Genomic DNA, 16,167 nt, shown 5'->3' with positions numbered 1-16,167 from the left:
CATCGCGGCCGCAGATATCGGCGGGTCAGGACAGCGGCTGCGCATTGCGTTGCGCGAGAAGCAGCGTCATCAGCCCCGCCTCCTGGGATTGAGCGGTGATCATGCCGCGCGCCGCCTCCTTGACCGGGCCCGACGCGATGAGCTGATCGGCGGCCTTCGCCATCGCTACCCCGCCGCGATGATGACGCAGCATCAGTTGCAGGAACAGGGTTTCGGCGTCCGCGCCACGGGCCGCCGCGAGTTGGTCCAGTTCGGCCTGGGTCGCCATACCCGGCATCGAGGTGCCGTTCGCCGAGGTCATGGTCGGCATCGAATGATCGTGTGCCGTATCGGAATTCATCCAGGCCATCGGATGCCGGGAGTCCGGCGACGCGTTGGCCAGGCGCAGCCAGCCCTGCATGGTGCCGATTTCCATGCGTTGGGTATCGCCGATCTGCTGGGCCAGCTGGCGAATCGAGGGATCCACACCGGAATCCAGGCGCTGCACCATGATCAGCGCCTGCGTGTGATGGCTGCTCATATCCTGCGCGAAACCGATCTCGACCGGCGTGAGAACCGGTGCGGCCGATTGACTCTCGGGCACCAGCAGCGGCCGGATCAGCATGCCGACCGCCACCAGCGCCAGTGCGAGCACCACCGTGCCGAGCGGGCGCAGTCGCCCGCGCAGGGCCGTCGTCACGAACCCACCACGGAATGCTGATCGGCGGGCGGGGTGTACACGCCGTCGGAGAGTTGCAGCACCATGAAACCGTTGTCGTTGCAGGTGGTCCACAGCTGATTGCCGTGGAACTCCGGCGGCGAGAAGCACCAGTCGGTCGACAGATCACCGAAGGCCACCATGCCGGTGCGCGACGAGAGCGCCTGATTGGGATCGAACTTGCCCTCGAGGATGGCGCGCGCGGCGGACGGGAACTCCAGCAGCGGCACACCGATGATGGAGGCCAGCGCGTGCGGGGAATTCCACAGCTCCACATTGTGGCCCTTGAGCGCGGGCGGGTTGTAGTAGGCGATCTCCTTGGCGTGGAACGGATCCCGCACATCGAAGACGCGGATACCCGCTTCCTCCCAACCGCAGGCCAGCGCCGTCGGATTATCGGGCCGGTCGGCGGCGCAGTAGTGGGCGTCGTAGGAGAACACCGAACCGCCCATCGACGAGGCCATCGCCGAATCCTGATTCTCCGGCAGGTTGATCTCCAGCTTGATCTTCGCCGCCACCTGCGGGTTGGTCTCATCGGAGATGTCGATGAGCTTCACCCCGCCCGCGCCGCCCTCGTCGACGGTGAACAGGAACGGCTTGCCGTCGTAGGTGACCGGAATGCTGTGCTGGGTGGCGATGCCGTCCGTCCAGAACACCCGTCCCAGATGGTTGACCTGAGGGTTCGGGTCACGGCGTTGTACGGCACTGATATCCAGCACGGTGAACCCGGCCAGCGCCGAGAGATACATGCGGTTGCCATCGGGGCTGATGCCGAAACCGTGCGCCTCGATACCGGTCAGGCCCTGCCAGATCACGTGCGGATTCGCCGGATCGGTGAGATCGACCGCGCTGACGAAACCGGGTGCGATACCGGAGGCCCAGTAGGTGCGGCCGTCGGGGGAGAAGCCGCCCTCGTGCGTCGTGATCGGCAGCGGCATCAGCAGATTCGTGCCCGAGCCCGCGTTCAGCAGTCGCGGATGCGCGCAGTCGGAGATGTCGTAGACCGACAGGTAACCCGCACCCTCGCCGACCGGAACGCCGGTGCCCACCAACAGTTTTCGCTCGGCGTTGACCTTCAGTGACTCCCACGTGCCCGCCAGCATGGCCGGTTCGGTGAGGCTGCCGGTGACCACCGGATGCGCCGGATCGGAAACGTCGAGGACCTGCACGCCCTGGGCGGGGCCGAGGATATTGCCCGGGAACATCGAACCGGTGTACGAGCAGTGGTCGTAGCTGGTCGAGGTGATGCCCGCGCCCCGGCCGGTGTACCCGCCGACCAGCGACATGTTGCAGCGGTAGCCGAGCGTGCTGCGGCCGCTGTTGCGATCCTCGGCCGGAACATCGCCCTGCATCCCGGTTTCCGGCAGCGAGTCCGGGCCGCAGTCCGCGCGGGGCGCGGAAGTCCGCCCGACGTCGAAGAACTGCTGCACCTGATTCTGGATATCGGACTGCAGATCGGCCCCCGCGCTGTGCATCGGCAGCAGGGCCCCGCACAGCAGCGTGGTCGCCAATACCGCAGCGGGCTTGGAACGCCGCACAATCGACCGCCTCATCGCGGATCCCCCGTCTTCTCTGTTCCTCGACGTTTCCGTGAGCGCGCACACATTCGTTGTGCACTGTGGTCACGGTTACGTCTCGGAACCGTAGCCGATAAACTGACTGCTCGGTAGGTCCGAGCGCGACATTCTGAGACAGTCGAGGTCATCGGTGCTTTCCCGCGTGTCGACCCGCCTGAATCCGCTTGTCACGCCCGATAACACGACACCCGGACAGCTCGATAACCCCAACGCCGGGCACGGCTCGGCGCGATGGGGGATCGCGATGGACCAAGGAGGGGATCGGTAATGAGTAAGACCGCTTTCATCGTGGCGGCGGCAGGCGCGATCGCGCTGGCCGCCTCGGGGTGCTCGACCTCGGATTCGGGCGGGACCACCGCGCCCGCGACATCCAGTGGCAACCCGACGGGCGCGGTCAGCCAGAACGGCAGCAGCGGCACGTCGAATCAGCCGCCCACCTCGTTCACCGCGGCGATGGGCAGCGCGCCCTGCGCCTCCGGAACGGTCGACGTCACCGCCGAGACCATGAGCGCGGCCGCCGGGCACCGGGGTGTGCGGCTCACCTTCTCGCTGATCGACGCCGGACAGGGCTCGTGCTCGCTGTCGGGGTATCCCGGCGCGGACGCCGTGGGCGCGGACGCCACCGTGCACGCCACCCGCTCACTGAACGGCTACATGGGTGGCCTGCCCACCGGCGACGACACCATGCCGACGGTGATCCTGTCCGCGACGCATTCCGCGCAGGCCGTGCTCGAGGCCGTCACCTGCGGCGTCTACAACAAGCCCGAATCGGTGTCCGCCAAAATTCTTGTCACGGCGCCGAATTCGACCGATACCCGCACGCTCGACCAGGGCATCGACACCTGCGACCTACAGATCCACCCTGTCACGGGGTAGTCCCGAGCAGGTCCCGGCACGCCTCGAGCAGCCGGGCGCGCAGGACGGCGCTGCGCTCCGCGAGCTGTGACTGCGCGCGGACGTATTCGGCACGGCCGGACGGGGTTTCGATGCGAATGGGCTGGTAGCCGAGATCCAGCAGATCGTAGGGACTGGCCTTCATGTCGAGTTCGCGAGCGGCGCAGGCCAGTTCGAAGGCATCGAAGAGCAGATCCGAGCCGATCAGCGGGGTGAGCTTGAAACCCCACTTGTAGATGTCCATGTTGGCGTGCAGGCAGCCGGGCTGCTCGCGGTGCACCTGATCGGCTCGGGTCAGGGCTTCGATATTGAGCGGGACCGCCTCGGGGGTGAAGAAGCGGAAGGCGTCGAAGTGGGTGCAGCGCAACTGCATCGACTCCACGACCGCGTCCGTGCCCTGGTGACCCAGACGCAGCGGGACCTGCTGATGGCGGACGTCGTCGCTGCGGTAGACCATCGCCCACTCGTGCAGTCCGAAGCACGACAGCTGCGCGGGACGGGTAGCGGTCGACGCGAGGAGTTCGGCGACGAATTCCACGGTGCCGCGGCGCTTGTCGAGGAATGCGGGATCGGCGGCGTGACCGACCGAGCCGTCGTCCAGCGAAACCTCGTGATAGCCACGGGAACCCGCGTACTCGCCGGAATCGGCCAGGGCCACACCGTATCCCGGATGCCAGCGCTTGAGCTGCGTCGGCTTGTGCCCGTAATAGGTGAACAGGAAGTCGATCACCGGATGCTTGGTGCCCGCCGCCCGCTGCTGCAGATACGGGCCGACCAGGGCATCGACGCGGTCGCGGTGGGTGGCTGCCCGGTCCCGCCACTCGGGACCGGGCAGCGCGCGGAGATCGGTGTGCGCGTTCATCATTCGGCGAGACGGTGGGTGGCGTCGCGGACGGTGCCCACGAACTCCTCCACCAGATCCTCCAGCGCCACGATGCCGACGGTATTGCCGCGACTGTCGACCACGCGGCCCAGATGCGAGTTGGTTCGGCGCAGCCGCGCCAGCGCCTCGAACAGTGTGGTGCCCATGCTCAGGGTCGGCAGCGGGCGGATATCGGTGCGCGGGATGGGTGTTCCCGGACCGGCGTCCTCGTCGGCGGTCAGGTCCAGGACGTCCTTGACGTGCAGGTAGCCGACCAGTGATCCATCGGTCGCGCGCACCGGGTAGCGGGAGAAACCTGTTTCGGCGACGGCGGATTCGATATCGCCGAGTGTGGTCCCGTCTCCACGCAACGGCACCGAGCGGGTCTTGTCGAGGGGCACCATCACATCGGCCACGATCCGGTCGCTGTAGCCCAGCGCCTGGGTGAGGCGGCGATGCTCCTCCTCGTCGAGGAGTCCCTCCGAACGGGATTCACCGAACATCTCCGCCAGCTCCACCGAGGACACGGTGGAATCCAGCTCGTCCTTCGGCTCGATCCGCAACGCGCGCAGCGTCAGGTTCGCGGCGAAGTTGTAGAGCGCGATCAGCGGCTTGGCCAACCGCAGCCAGGCCAGATGCAGTGGAACCAGCAGCAGCGCACAGCGTTCCGGCCCGGCCAGCGCGATGTTCTTGGGGATCATCTCGCCCATCAGGATGTGCAGCACCACCACGATGGCCAGGGCCAGCGCGAACGAGATCGGGTGCAGCAGCGAATCCGGGACGCCGATCAGCTCGAACGGCTTCTCCAGCAGGTGCGCGACCGCCGGTTCGCCGACGCGGCCCAGCAGGATCGAGCAGATGGTGATGCCCAGCTGTGCGGCCGCCAGCATCATCGACAGGTTCTGGCCCGCCTCGATCACCGTGGTCGCACTGCGTTTGCCCTGTGCCGCAAGGGCTTCGAGGCGGTCGCGGCGGGCGGAGATGAGCGCGAACTCCGCGCCGACGAAGAAGGCGTTGCCCAGTAGCAGCACCAGCGCGAGTAGGACGGCGTAGAGGTCACCCATGGCTGTGCTCCCAGGTCGCGAGGGCGTCGGCGTCGACGGGACGCAGCAGGATGCGGTCGATGCGACGGCCGTCCATGCGTTCCACCTTGGCGATCCAGCCGCCCTGGGTGTGCGGTTCCAGGTACTGGTTGCCGGGTTGCGGCAGCAGCACCTCGTCGCCCGCGACCGGGATCCGGCCCAGGCGGGTCAGCACCAGGCCGCCGAGGGTTTCGTATTCGCCGTCGGGGGCGTCGTACCCGGTGGTGCGGGACACCTCGTCGACGCGCAGCAGGCCCGAGCAGTTCCAGCCGTTCGGGGTGCGGCGCACGTCGAGCTCTTCTTCGTCGTGCTCGTCGCGGACGTCGCCGAGGATCTCCTCGATCAGATCCTCCATGGTGACGATGCCCGCGGTGCCGCCGTATTCGTCGACCACCAGCGCCACCTGCATGCCGTCGGCGCGCACCCGCTCGAGCACCTCGTCACCGTCGAGGCTGGCGGGCACCACCGGCACCGGCTTGGCGATGGTCTTGAGCTTGATATTGCGGCGGTCCCGGATCGGGTGCAGGAACGTCTGTTTGACGTGCACCACGCCCAGCGTGTTGTCCAGGTCGCCGTCGATGATCGGGAAGCGGGAGAACCCGGTCTCGCGCGCGGCGTCGATGAGATCGGCGAGTGTGCAGTCCTGGTCCAGGGATTCGATCTTCACGCGCGGGGTCATGAGTTCCTCGGCGGTGCGCTCACCGAATTGCAGCGAGCGATCCACCACCTGCGCGGTGCGCTGATCGAGCGCGCCGTGCAGGGCCGAGGTGCGCACCAGCGAACCGAGTTCCTGCGGTGAGCGCGCCGAACGCAGCTCCTCCGCGGGCTCGACGCCCATCCGGCGCACCGCCCAGTTGGCGGCCCCGTTCAGGAAGTTGATCATCCACTTGAACGTGGTCGAAAACGCGATCATCGGCGCGGCCGTCCACCGGGCGGTCGACAGCGGTGCGGAGATCGCGATGTTCTTGGGCACCAGCTCGCCGTAGATCATCGACAGCGAGGTGGCCAGGATCAGCGCCAGCGCCAGCGAAATGCCATGGGCCGTACCGCTATTGAGGCCGACCGCGTGCAGCGGCGGTTCGATGAACCGGGCCAGCACGGGTTCGGCGATATAGCCGGTGATCAGCGTGGTGATGGTGATGCCCAGCTGCGCGCCGGACAACTGGAACGAGAGGGTCCGATGCGCGCGGCGCACCTGCCGGGCCCGGCGATCGCCCTCGCGGGCGTGCGCCTCCACGGTGGAGCGTTCCAGAGCGGTGAGAGAGAACTCGGCGGCCACGAACAACGCGGTACCGGCGGTCAGAGCGATGAAGCCGAGCAGGCTGAGAACAGTGAGCAGGGCCGACACGGTCAGGACCACCTGGCCGTTCGCGGGGCTCCGGGAGCGAGGGCGCCGGGTTTGTCACCCGGCTCGGTAGAGGAGCCCTCCTGTGCAGCGCCCTTGGACGCGGGTGACAACTGGTTCCTTTCGCAGGGGGTGGCAGCGGGTCGTGCTGTGCAGCCATGCTACCGGCTGTGTGTTTCCGAATCCGCACAGCCCGGCCGCGGGTCGCGGTGTCCGGTATGGGAAGTACGTCCCAGGGCGGCGCGGGAATTACGTCTCACGAAGAACCCGGCGAACCCCCTGGGGGATTCGCCGGGTTCGGCTGTGCAGTGCGCTAGCGGGCGATCACCAACCCGAGGGCAGCGGACGGCCTTCGGCGAAACCGGCGGCCGACTGCACACCCAGGGTGGCGCGCTCGTGGAACTCGGCCAGCGTGCGCGCGCCCGCGTAGGTGCAGGAGCTGCGCACACCGGAGGTGATGTGGTCGATCAGGTCCTCGACGCCGGGACGCTCGGGATCCAGCCGCATGCGCGAGGAGGAGATGCCCTCCTCGAACAGTGCCTTGCGGGCCCGGTCGAACGCGGAATCGGTGGCGGTACGCGCGGCCACGGCCCGCTTGGAGGCCATCCCGAAGGACTCCTTGTAGCGGTTGCCGTCACGGTCGGTGCGCAGGTCACCGGGCGACTCGTAGGTGCCCGCGAACCAGGAACCGATCATCACGTTCGAGGCACCGGCCGCCAGGGCCAGGGCCACGTCGCGCGGGTGGCGGACGCCGCCGTCGGCCCACACGTGCTTGCCGAATTCCTTGGCGGCAGCGGCACATTCGGCCACCGCGGAGAACTGCGGACGACCGACACCGGTCATCATGCGGGTGGTGCACATGGCGCCGGGGCCGACACCGACCTTGATGATGTCCGCGCCGGCCTCGATCAGGTCGCGGGTGCCCTCGGCGGCGACCACATTGCCCGCCACCAGCGGCACGCCCAGACCCAGTCCGGCCACCGAGCGCAGCGCCTCGAGCATCTTGAGCTGGTGGCCGTGCGCGGTGTCCATCACCAGCACGTCGGCCCCCGCGTCCACCAGGGCCTTGGCCTTGGCCGGGACGTCGCCGTTGATGCCGACGGCCGCCGCGATGCGCAGCTGACCGTTCGCGTCGACGGCGGGCTGGTAGATGCCGGTGCGAATGGCGCCGGTACGGGTCACCACACCGGCGAGGGTGCCGTCCGGATGCACCAGCACAGCCACATTCGAGTGCTTGGCCTCGAGCAGGCCGAAGATGTCACGCGGCGAGGCGTCGGCGGGAGCGGTCACGAACTCGGTGTCGGCGACGGTGCTCAGGCGGGCGAAGCGATCCACGTCGGCGCAGGACGCCTCGGTGACGACGCCGACCGGCCGGTTGTTCTCGACCACCACGACGGCACCGTGGGCGCGCTTGTGGATCAGCGCGAGCGCGTCGGAGACCGACTGCTCGGGATCCAGCACGACGGGGGTGTCGGCGGTGAGGGACCGGCTCTTGACGAAGCCGATGGTGTCGGCGGCCGCGGCGATCGGAAGATCCTGCGGCAGCACCACGATGCCGCCGCGACGGGCGACGGTCTCGGCCATGCGGCGGCCGGCGACGGCGGTCATATTGGCGACCACGAGGGGAATGGTGGTGCCGGTCCCGTCCGTGGAGGAGAGATCGACATCGAACCGGGACGCCACATCCGTCCGGCGAGGGACGAGGAAGACGTCGTCGTAGGTCAGGTCGTAGGGCGGAGTCTGCCCGGGAAGAAACTGCACGTTGGACCATATTAGCTGAATGCTGCGAGTTCGCCGAGCATTGGGGTAGGCGAATTTCGGCCACCGATCGTCGATGGGGTCCCCGACCTGCCGCGACCCGTCGTCCAGGACGGATATTCACGCTGCGCCCGGCCGTGCCGACAACGGTGAACGCACCCGCACGTCATGACGGCTGGCGGGTGCGGCAGCGGCAAACTCGGGGTGTGACGGTGATGAGCGACAGGGCGCGGGTGTGGAACGCAGCGCGTGGCGGTGCCTGGACCCACGCTCGCCCAGCGCGAATTCGTTGCTCGGCGAGTCGAATTCGGCTGGTGACAGCCGGATTGTGACGAGATGGATTCACTGTTCGGCAGGGATGAACAATGCCTCGAACGGTGCTTCGCCGACCGCCACGGTGGTGTGGCCGCGACCGGAGGTGTCGGCGGCGAGCACCAGATCACCCGGCGCGAACTGCCGCCGATCGCCGTCGGAGGTGGTCACTTCGATGGTGCCGCGCAACATGATCACCCACTGCCGGGCGGGGGCAGGGTGCGGTGCGCTGTCGAATCCGGCACTGCGCAGGTAGGCGGTGCCGGCTCCGGCGAACATTCCGGCCGTCGCCATGGCGGGCACCCCGGGCGCGAAAGTGCGGTCGGTGAGCGGGATTTCGGCATCGGCGAAGGCGGACCCGCCGGTGCCGGTGGTCTCGATCACGTGTAGCGGAGGTGCTGGGGTTCGGTCATGACGGCAATGCTCGTCGTTGCGTTAGGTGTGGGCGATTCCCTGCGGGGAATGGTGGCGTACTGAAGGTTGCCAAACAATTGCTGCGGGCAATTCGCGAGTTCCAGTTATCTCGATCTCGTCCGATTCGCCGGAAACGCACCGCTATTTCGGCGTGCGTGTCGTAGGAACCTACAACCGTGTCGGGTCAGCGGGCCGGTTTCCGGGCCGCGCCCGGCTTGCGCTTCTTGTTGTGCGGGCGGCTCTCGCCCTTCGGCCGGGACCGGAAGCGGGGCGCTTCCCGCGGTGGCTCGGGTTGCGCGGCGACCGGTGCCGAGGGGTCGGCCAGCGGGCGACCGGAGGGACGGCGCGCGCCGGTGATCTCGGCGAGGCGGGGATCGCCGGGACGGACGTCGACATCGGTGAGGGTGACCGCGGCCCGGCGGGCCAACTGGGCGGCCTCGTCGCGGTCGTCGGGGGTGACCAGGGTGACCACGATGCCGGACGCGCCCGCACGCGCGGTGCGGCCGGTGCGATGCAGGTAGTCCTTGGGATCCGCGGGGGGATCGACGTGCACGACCAGAGAGACGTCGTCGATGTGCAGGCCGCGCGCGGCGATATCGGTGGCGACCAGCACCGGCGCGGTCCCGTCGGAGAACGCCGCGAGGGTGCGGCTGCGCAGGTTCTGCGCCTTGCCGCCGTGCAGTGCGACCGCACCGATCCCGGACTCGCGCAGCTTTCTGGCCAGCTTGTCGGCACCATGCTGGGTGCGGACGAACAGCAGGGTGCGTCCCTCCCGTGCCGCGATCTCGGTGACCACCAAGCGCTTGTCGGTGCGCCGGATGTGCAGCGCGTAATGCGTGATGTCCGGGGTGGACAGCGCGCCTGTTTGCTCTACCGCTTCGGAATTCGCATCCGGCTCCGCGGTTTTCGCATCGACCTCATCGGTTGTCGTATCGGTCTCAGCGCTGTCCGGAGCGTTCGTGCTCGGAGCGGCACCGACCTCGTGGCGTACCGGGTCGGTCAGGTAGCGCTGCACCAGACCATCGATGGTCTCGTCGAGCGTCGCGGAGAACAGCAGCTGCTGCGCGTCGTCGGGCACCTTGTTCAGCAGCGCGGTGAGCTGCGGGAAGAAGCCGAGTTCGGCCATGTGGTCGGCCTCATCGACGGTGACCACGCGAATCGCGGAGAGCTCCACGGCCTTTCGGCCCAGCAGGTCGGTGAGGCGGCCGGGCGTCGCGATCAGGACGTCCACGCCGCGCGCGATCCGCTCCTGCTGCTTCTTGATCGGCAGCCCGCCCACCGCCGTGGCGAGCCGCAAACCCAGCGACAGCGCCGGTTCGTCGAGCGCGGATTCGATCTGGATGGCCAGTTCCCGGGTCGGCGCGAGGATCAGTCCGCGCGGGCGGCGGGGCGCGCTCGGCGCACCGAACAGTCGCGCCAGCATCGGCAGGCCGAAAGCCAGAGTTTTGCCGGAACCCGTTGCGGCCCGGCCCAGCACGTCGCGCCCGGCCATGATGTCGGGGATGACCGCCGACTGGATCGGGAACGGTGCGTCGATTCCGCCGCGCCGCAAGGCCTGCACCAGCACCGGCGGCAATCCCAGTTCCGCGAAGCGGGCCGCGCCCGGTGACGCCGCGAAACGCCTGCTCCGATCGTCGCGTGCCGGGGCCGGAGAGGTCGGTTCGGCGGCGGGCGTCGGGTCGGTAGGGATGATGGCCTCCGGGGGCTGGAATCGATGGTTATGTCGCTTACAGCCTATTCGGACCGTCAGGTGCGTCGGACCAGCCGGGTGACTTCGACCAGCCAGGGGATCGCCACGGCCATGGTGGGGACCACCAGAATCGCGGCGGCGGCGAGGTAGGCGACGACGGCGATGCGCAGATCGCCGATGGGCCCGGCGAGCCGCTGGATGCGGATCAGGGTGGTGGGTCCGCCGGCGGCCATCGCGCCTTGCGGGGCAGGCGAATTGGAGCAGGCCACCAGGGCGCGGGCCAGGGGAGTGGGACCGGTGACCTTGACCGCGGAATCGTCGGCCAGCAGTTCGATGAGCAGCTTCACCGAATCCAGTGCTGACTTGGAGCGGACCACGCGCGGGAAAGCTTCGTGCGCGGCGGTGAACGCCTCGAGAACCAGGTCGTGACGGGCGCGCAGGTGTGAGCGCTCGTGGCTGACGATCGCGGTGAGTTCCGCGTCCGACAGGCTGGTGACGGTGCCCTGGCTGAGCACCACCCGCTGGCGCAGACCGGGCAGGCAGTAGGCGATGGGCTCGGCGGCGGCCAGCACCCGGATATCGGCCGATTTGCGTTGCACCGCGCTCTGATCCAGCAGGTCGACCAGCATGCGGTGGCGGGCGCGACGCCGCCGGGTGTGGATGCCGACCCGGATCACCGACCAGATCAGCCGCCCGCCGACCAGCAGCGTCAGCGCGAACACGGTGACCAGCAGCAGCCACGCGGGCAGGCCGAGCGCGGCGATCTCCTTGCTGGGCGTGGTGGTGGGGCGGCCGTCCGAACCGGGGACCAGCAGCCGGGATGCGATGGCGAGGCCGGAACCGAACGCGCTCAGTACCGCTGCCAGTGCGATCGCCTGCCAAAGCACCAGTGCCGCACGGGGACTGCGGTAGGGCCAGTTGGCTCGGCTGAGCAGCGCAGGGGCCGGTCCCGCCAGAAACAAGGCGAGACCGGCGAATACCGGCGCTGTCCAGTCCAAAGTCCTCAGCTCACTGCGTTGTGGGGCTTGTGGCCGAGGCTACTACAGCTATTTGACGTCGGGATTGTCCTTGCGCGAAGCCTCGGTGGCTTCGAGCTTAGCGAGTGCGTCACGCAATGCCGCAGCCTCGTCCGCGCCGACCTGTTCGACGAAGTGCACCAGCGCCGCTCGGCGACTGCCGACCTCGTCTGCCTGCTGCAACGCGTCCACCATGAGACTGGCGACGAGTTCGTCGCGGGTGTGCACGGGGGCGTAGCGATGCGCGCGGTCGTCGCGCTGCTGGACGACGAGGTTCTTCTTCGCCAGGCGCTGCAGAACGGTCATCACCGTGGTGTACGCGAGTTCCCGGCGCGCGGCGAGGGCCTCGTGCACCTGCCGGACGGTTTGCGGTTCGTCGGCCGACCACAACTGGTCCATGACCGCTTTCTCGAGTTCACCAAGACCTGCCATCCCACCAGCTTACGGAGGCAACGACAGGAATGCGTACTACAGGTCGTCGTAACCGGGTGGTAGCTGGTGTGTGATTGGTCATACTCGGGGGTCGCGGCGGGCGGATTCCAGCACGTGGCGGGCGCCTATCGGGACAATCATGGGTCGCCCGGAAACCGGATCGTCGAGTACCTCCGCTTCCAGCCCGAATACCTCGCGCAGCAGGTCCGCGTCGATGATGTCGGCGGGGGCGCCCTGGGCGACGATGCGCCCGGCGTGCATGACCACGAGCTGGTCGCTGTAGCGGATGGCGAGGTTGAGATCGTGCAGCACCATGACTACGGTGCGCCCGAACTCGTCGTGCAGCCGGTCGACCAGATCCAGCACCTCGAGCGAGTGCGCCAGATCCAGGTAGGTGGTCGGCTCGTCGAGCAGCAGGATGTCGGTGCCCTGCGCGAGGGCCATGGAGATCCAGGCGCGCTGGCGCTGTCCGCCGGAGAGTTCGTCGAGGGTGCGGTCGGCGAGATCGGCGATGCCGGTCTGTTCGAGGGCGGCCAGCACCTCGGTCTCGTCGTCGGCGGACCACTGTCGCAGCCAGGTCTGATGCGGATGACGGCCGCGCGCAACCAGATCGGCGACGGTGAGGCCCTCGGGTGCGACCGGGGTCTGCGGCAGCATGCCGACCAGGCGTGCCACCTCCTTGGTCTTCATGGTGGAGATGGCCTTGCCGTCCAGCAGCACCCGGCCCGCGCGCGGGCGCAGCAGGCGGCCCAGAGAGCGCAGCAGGGTGGACTTGCCACAGCCGTTGGGGCCGATGACGGTGGTGATCACGCCGGGCTCGATGGTGATGGACAGACCGTCCACGATGACGCGGTCGCCGTAACCGAGGGTGATGTTGTCCGCAGCGAGAGTCATAGCGTGGCCTTCCGATTGGTGCGCACCAGCAAGTACAGCAGGAAAGGACCGCCGACCGCGGCGGTGACCACACCGACCGGCAGCTCGACGGGAAACAGAGTGCGCGACACCAGGTCCGCGCCCACCACCGCGATCGCCCCGACCAGGGCGGAGGCGATGAGCGGCTCGCCGGGCGTGCGCAGCAGCCGGCGCGCCACCTGCGGTGCGGCCAGCCCGACGAAGCCCAGCGGCCCGACCGCGGCGGTCGCCAGCGCGGCGCACGCGACCGCCGCGGCGATGAGAATGCCCTGCTGCGTTTGGATTCGGACCCCGAGTGCCCGGGTGGTGTCGGTGCCGAAGCGCAGTGCGGCCAGGGTGCGCGCGGAGGCGGCGGTCACCAGCAGCGCGATCCCGAGGCCGATGGCGGCGGGTGTCAGCGTCGACCAGTCGGCGGTGTTGAGCGAGCCGCTCAACCACTGCTGGGCATGCGCGGCGTCGGTGAGGGTGGCCCGGGTCAGCAGCCAGCTCACCACCGAGATCAGGGCCGCGTTGACCCCGATCCCGATGAGCACCAACCGAAATCCCATCACTCCACTGTCGCCGGACACGGTGCGTCCCCACGCCAGGAGATAGATCAGCACGGCTGTCAGCAGTCCGCCGACCAGCGCGGCGGCCGAAACACCCAGTCCCGCAGCCGCTCCGGTGCCGCCCGCACCCACGAGTACCGCGACCGCGCCGACACTCGCGCCGGAGGTGATGCCGAGCAGGTCCGGGCTGGCGAGGGGATTGTGCAGAATCGACTGTGTCACCGCGCCCGCCAAACCCAGTGCGGCCCCGACCACTACGGCCGTCAGCGCGCGCGGCAGCCGCGAATCCATCACCACGAATCGCTGTGCGCGGGTCCCGCCGCCGCCCAGTACATCGAGGACCTTGCCGACCGCGATGTGGAAGTCGCCGACCGAGATGTCCAGTGCGAACAGCCAGAACAGCAGTAGAGCCATGACCGCGACGATGACTAGTGCGCGGGGGCGCAGCACCATCGAGAAGCCGCCGACTCGAACAGCGGGCCGGACCCCACGCAGCGACGCGGTGTTCGGCTGTCGGGTATTCGCCGCTGGCGGTGCCGAATTCACGATGCTCGAAGCGTCGCGGTCGGTCGTCTTCTCGCCGGGTGTGGGTGTGGCGGTGGCGGGTTCGGTGTCTTGTGACGGAACGCTCACAGGCTCACCAGCTTTCGGCGGCGGACCAGCAGAATGAAGAACGGCGCACCCAGCGCGGCCAGCGTCACGCCCGCTTGGAGTTCGCCGGGCCGGGCGATCAATCGGCCCGCGGTGTCGGCCAGCAGCAGCACGATCGCCCCGATCAGACCCGAATAGGGCAGCAGCCAGCGATGATCCGGGCCGGTGAGAGTGCGTGCGAGGTGGGGGACGATCAAACCGAGGAAGGCGATCGGCCCGACGGCGGCGGTGGCCGCGCCCGCGAGCAGTACCACCGCGGCCAGTCCGAGCGCGCGGCTGCGGCCGAGGTTGACGCCCAGGCCGCGAGCCACGTCGTCGCCGAGGGTCAGCAGATTCAGTCCGGGCGCGGCGGCGACCGCGAGAATCGCGCCGACCAGCAGGAACGGCAGCACCTGGCGCAGCACCGAGGCGTCGTGTCCGGCCACGTCACCGACCACCCAGTACCGGTAGGTATTGAGGGCCGTGTCGTCCAGCAGCACAACGATATTGGTCATGGCCTGCAAGAACGCGGTCATGGCCGCACCCGCGAGGACCAGCGCGAGGGGGCTGGCCTTGCCGCCGCCGAGCGAGGAGACGGCGAACACGACCACCCCGGCCACCAGCGCACCCGCGAACGCGAACCAGATGTATTGATCCGGTGTGGTGAGGGCCAGCAGGTGGATGCTCAGTGCCGCGAAGAAGGCCGCGCCCGCGTTGATTCCGAGCAGTCCGGCATCCGCGAGCGGATTGCGGGTATAGCCCTGAATGAGCGCGCCCGCCATGCCGAGCGCCGCACCGGTGACGAGTGCGAGTCCGGTTCTCGGGAGCCGCAATTCGCGCACGATCTGGGCCGCGGTGCCGTCTGCGGGGCAGGACAGCGGGAGGCCGCCGGGGCAGACGAGGGCGTCGTAAACCGCCCCCAATCCCAGAGTGCGGGATCCGAGGGCGATGCTGGCGGCCAATGCGCACAGCAAAAGCGCTGCTAGCAGTAGGAGTCCGGTCAGACGTCGCCGTCTGGTGGTGACTACGGCGGGCACGGTGACGAAGTACTCCTGACGCGTTCATTGATCGTTAAGTCTGGTAAGCCTAACCTATCTTCCCGAATTCGTTGTGTACCGATGGCAGCAAGTCGATGAATGAGGAGGTTCGATGCTCGAACCCGTAACCGTGTGCCCGCCGCGCGATTCCGTGCTCGCCTTCGGGCGCGCAAGCCACCGCCTGCGCGCCCTGCAACCGGAACACCCGCGCGTCTACGCCGTCGCCGCCATGGCCGATCAGGGCAAACGCCGCTGGTGGCGGCTGGCCGACGGCATCAGAGAGGGCCGCATCGAACTGATGTACCGACGCCACGCGGCCGAGATGAGCAATGCCGACATCGCCGCGGAAGTGGTGGCCACCGCCCTGATCCACGCGGTGGTCGGCCGCGTGATGGCCCTGGTGGTGTCGGAGGGCCGGGCCTGGGATCCGGGCCTGGAGAACCTGTGGGTGCACACCGACAACGACGGTGGCATCGACTGGGCGGGCTTGTCGGACACCACGATTCGCGTGGTCGACGGCGATCCCATCGGTGGCCAGGACGGCGTGGTCGCCTTGCCGTGCGAACCGGCGCTCTACGTCTGGCTGGCGCACCGCTGTGTTCCGGCACTGACATTGGTGCAGGAGGCGATGCTGCGCTGCGCCGGACTCGGCGTGCGTCGCTTCTGGGGTCTGGTGGCCGAATCGATCGTCGGAGCCGCGACCTACGTGCCCGCGCTGTCGGGTACCTCCTCGGCGGAGGGCGCGCGGCGCGGGCAGGCCGTGCTGGCCGCGCTCGAGGACCGCGGGCTGCCGGTGCGCCGGACCTGCTTCGTGAGATAGTTCCGCGCGACCGGCCGCCGGTCATGACGAGTTCGTGGGCGTGACCGCGGGGCCATCCGGTCGAATCCGGTGTGGTCCGGCGGTCACCGACCGCCCACGAGTGGGCGAATCAGGACTTTTGACCCTGGAAGCCGAGGCCGC

At 68.6% G+C, this 16,167-nt stretch carries 15 protein-coding genes; 2 read left to right on the top strand and 13 right to left on the bottom strand.

Going from position 1 to position 16,167, the window contains the following annotated elements; all coding sequences use genetic code 11:
• Positions 1 to 25: 25 nt before the first annotated feature.
• Together OG300_RS14950 and OG300_RS14945 are read right to left on the bottom strand one after the other, a co-directional pair.
• A complete protein-coding gene (locus tag OG300_RS14950; RefSeq protein WP_405496254.1) occupies positions 26 to 679 on the bottom strand; it encodes a DUF305 domain-containing protein in 654 nt (217 codons plus the stop codon).
• Positions 676 to 2,250, bottom strand: coding sequence for a hypothetical protein (locus OG300_RS14945; RefSeq protein WP_405496252.1), 1,575 nt, complete (start codon positions 2,248 to 2,250; stop codon positions 676 to 678). Before OG300_RS14945 ends, OG300_RS14950 begins: the two co-directional genes overlap by 4 nt.
• Positions 2,251 to 2,541: 291 nt before the next feature.
• On the opposite strand from OG300_RS14945, the gene OG300_RS14940 reads away from it, so the two are divergent.
• Positions 2,542 to 3,150: a DUF4232 domain-containing protein gene (locus OG300_RS14940; protein WP_405496250.1), complete on the top strand. Its 609-nt coding sequence runs from the start codon at positions 2,542 to 2,544 to the stop codon at positions 3,148 to 3,150.
• On the opposite strand, the gene OG300_RS14935 is transcribed toward OG300_RS14940, so the two are convergent.
• The 11 genes from OG300_RS14935 to OG300_RS14885 form a co-directional block, all read right to left on the bottom strand.
• The gene (locus OG300_RS14935) at positions 3,140 to 4,033 is read right to left on the bottom strand and encodes a 3-methyladenine DNA glycosylase (protein WP_405496248.1); all 894 of its coding nucleotides are present in this window, start codon (positions 4,031 to 4,033) and stop codon (positions 3,140 to 3,142) included. The two genes, OG300_RS14940 and OG300_RS14935, sit on opposite strands and share 11 nt — an antisense overlap.
• Complete coding sequence (locus OG300_RS14930) at positions 4,030 to 5,094, bottom strand: hemolysin family protein (RefSeq protein ID WP_405496246.1); 1,065 nt, start codon at positions 5,092 to 5,094, stop codon at positions 4,030 to 4,032. Before OG300_RS14930 ends, OG300_RS14935 begins: the two co-directional genes overlap by 4 nt.
• Complete coding sequence (locus tag OG300_RS14925) at positions 5,087 to 6,460, bottom strand: hemolysin family protein (RefSeq protein WP_405496244.1); 1,374 nt, start codon at positions 6,458 to 6,460, stop codon at positions 5,087 to 5,089. Before OG300_RS14925 ends, OG300_RS14930 begins: the two co-directional genes overlap by 8 nt.
• A 321-nt stretch (positions 6,461 to 6,781) precedes the next feature.
• Positions 6,782 to 8,218 (bottom strand): GuaB1 family IMP dehydrogenase-related protein, encoded by a 1,437-nt coding sequence (locus tag OG300_RS14920; protein ID WP_405496242.1) that lies wholly within the window; start codon positions 8,216 to 8,218, stop codon positions 6,782 to 6,784.
• A 339-nt stretch (positions 8,219 to 8,557) separates the two neighbouring features.
• Entirely contained in the window at positions 8,558 to 8,911 is a 354-nt protein-coding gene (locus OG300_RS14915) for a cupin domain-containing protein (protein ID WP_405496240.1), read from the bottom strand.
• Between the two features lie 214 nt (positions 8,912 to 9,125).
• Positions 9,126 to 10,502 (bottom strand): DEAD/DEAH box helicase, encoded by a 1,377-nt coding sequence (locus OG300_RS14910; protein WP_405498562.1) that lies wholly within the window; start codon positions 10,500 to 10,502, stop codon positions 9,126 to 9,128.
• A gap of 185 nt (positions 10,503 to 10,687) precedes the next feature.
• Entirely contained in the window at positions 10,688 to 11,629 is a 942-nt protein-coding gene (locus OG300_RS14905) for a M56 family metallopeptidase (protein ID WP_405496238.1), read from the bottom strand.
• A 48-nt stretch (positions 11,630 to 11,677) separates the two neighbouring features.
• Positions 11,678 to 12,079: a BlaI/MecI/CopY family transcriptional regulator gene (locus OG300_RS14900; protein WP_405496236.1), complete on the bottom strand. Its 402-nt coding sequence runs from the start codon at positions 12,077 to 12,079 to the stop codon at positions 11,678 to 11,680.
• 78 nt (positions 12,080 to 12,157) lie between these two features.
• Complete coding sequence (locus OG300_RS14895; protein ID WP_405496234.1) at positions 12,158 to 12,973, bottom strand: ABC transporter ATP-binding protein; 816 nt, start codon at positions 12,971 to 12,973, stop codon at positions 12,158 to 12,160.
• Positions 12,970 to 13,992: a FecCD family ABC transporter permease gene (locus OG300_RS14890; protein ID WP_405498561.1), complete on the bottom strand. Its 1,023-nt coding sequence runs from the start codon at positions 13,990 to 13,992 to the stop codon at positions 12,970 to 12,972. Before OG300_RS14890 ends, OG300_RS14895 begins: the two co-directional genes overlap by 4 nt.
• A 176-nt stretch (positions 13,993 to 14,168) precedes the next feature.
• Positions 14,169 to 15,206 carry a FecCD family ABC transporter permease gene (locus tag OG300_RS14885; protein ID WP_405496232.1) on the bottom strand — a complete coding sequence of 346 codons (1,038 nt, stop codon included), beginning with the start codon at positions 15,204 to 15,206 and terminating at the stop codon, positions 14,169 to 14,171.
• Positions 15,207 to 15,318: 112 nt separating this feature from the next.
• Between OG300_RS14885 and OG300_RS14880 the strand changes: the two genes are divergently transcribed.
• Positions 15,319 to 16,026: a hypothetical protein gene (locus OG300_RS14880; protein WP_405496230.1), complete on the top strand. Its 708-nt coding sequence runs from the start codon at positions 15,319 to 15,321 to the stop codon at positions 16,024 to 16,026.
• Positions 16,027 to 16,167: the final 141 nt, after the last annotated feature.

The organism is Nocardia sp. NBC_00511, from assembly GCF_045161165.1.
Taxonomy (GTDB): Bacteria; Actinomycetota; Actinomycetes; order Mycobacteriales; family Mycobacteriaceae; genus Nocardia.
Note: the sequence above shows the minus strand (reverse complement) of the source record. Positions and strands in the feature narration are given on the sequence as shown.

Excerpts from the sequence above, each read along its gene's own strand:
- OG300_RS14880 (WP_405496230.1), top strand. The coding sequence starts at position 15,319 with ATGCTCGAACCCGTAACCGTGTGCCCGCCGCGCGATTCCGTGCTCGCC.
- OG300_RS14930 (WP_405496246.1), bottom strand. The coding sequence starts at position 5,094 with ATGGGTGACCTCTACGCCGTCCTACTCGCGCTGGTGCTGCTACTGGGC.
- OG300_RS14900 (WP_405496236.1), bottom strand. The coding sequence starts at position 12,079 with ATGGCAGGTCTTGGTGAACTCGAGAAAGCGGTCATGGACCAGTTGTGG.
- OG300_RS14935 (WP_405496248.1), bottom strand. The coding sequence starts at position 4,033 with ATGATGAACGCGCACACCGATCTCCGCGCGCTGCCCGGTCCCGAGTGG.
- OG300_RS14945 (WP_405496252.1), bottom strand. The coding sequence starts at position 2,250 with ATGAGGCGGTCGATTGTGCGGCGTTCCAAGCCCGCTGCGGTATTGGCG.
- OG300_RS14940 (WP_405496250.1), top strand. The coding sequence starts at position 2,542 with ATGAGTAAGACCGCTTTCATCGTGGCGGCGGCAGGCGCGATCGCGCTG.
- OG300_RS14895 (WP_405496234.1), bottom strand. The coding sequence starts at position 12,973 with ATGACTCTCGCTGCGGACAACATCACCCTCGGTTACGGCGACCGCGTC.
- OG300_RS14890 (WP_405498561.1), bottom strand. The coding sequence starts at position 13,992 with ATGGTGCTGCGCCCCCGCGCACTAGTCATCGTCGCGGTCATGGCTCTA.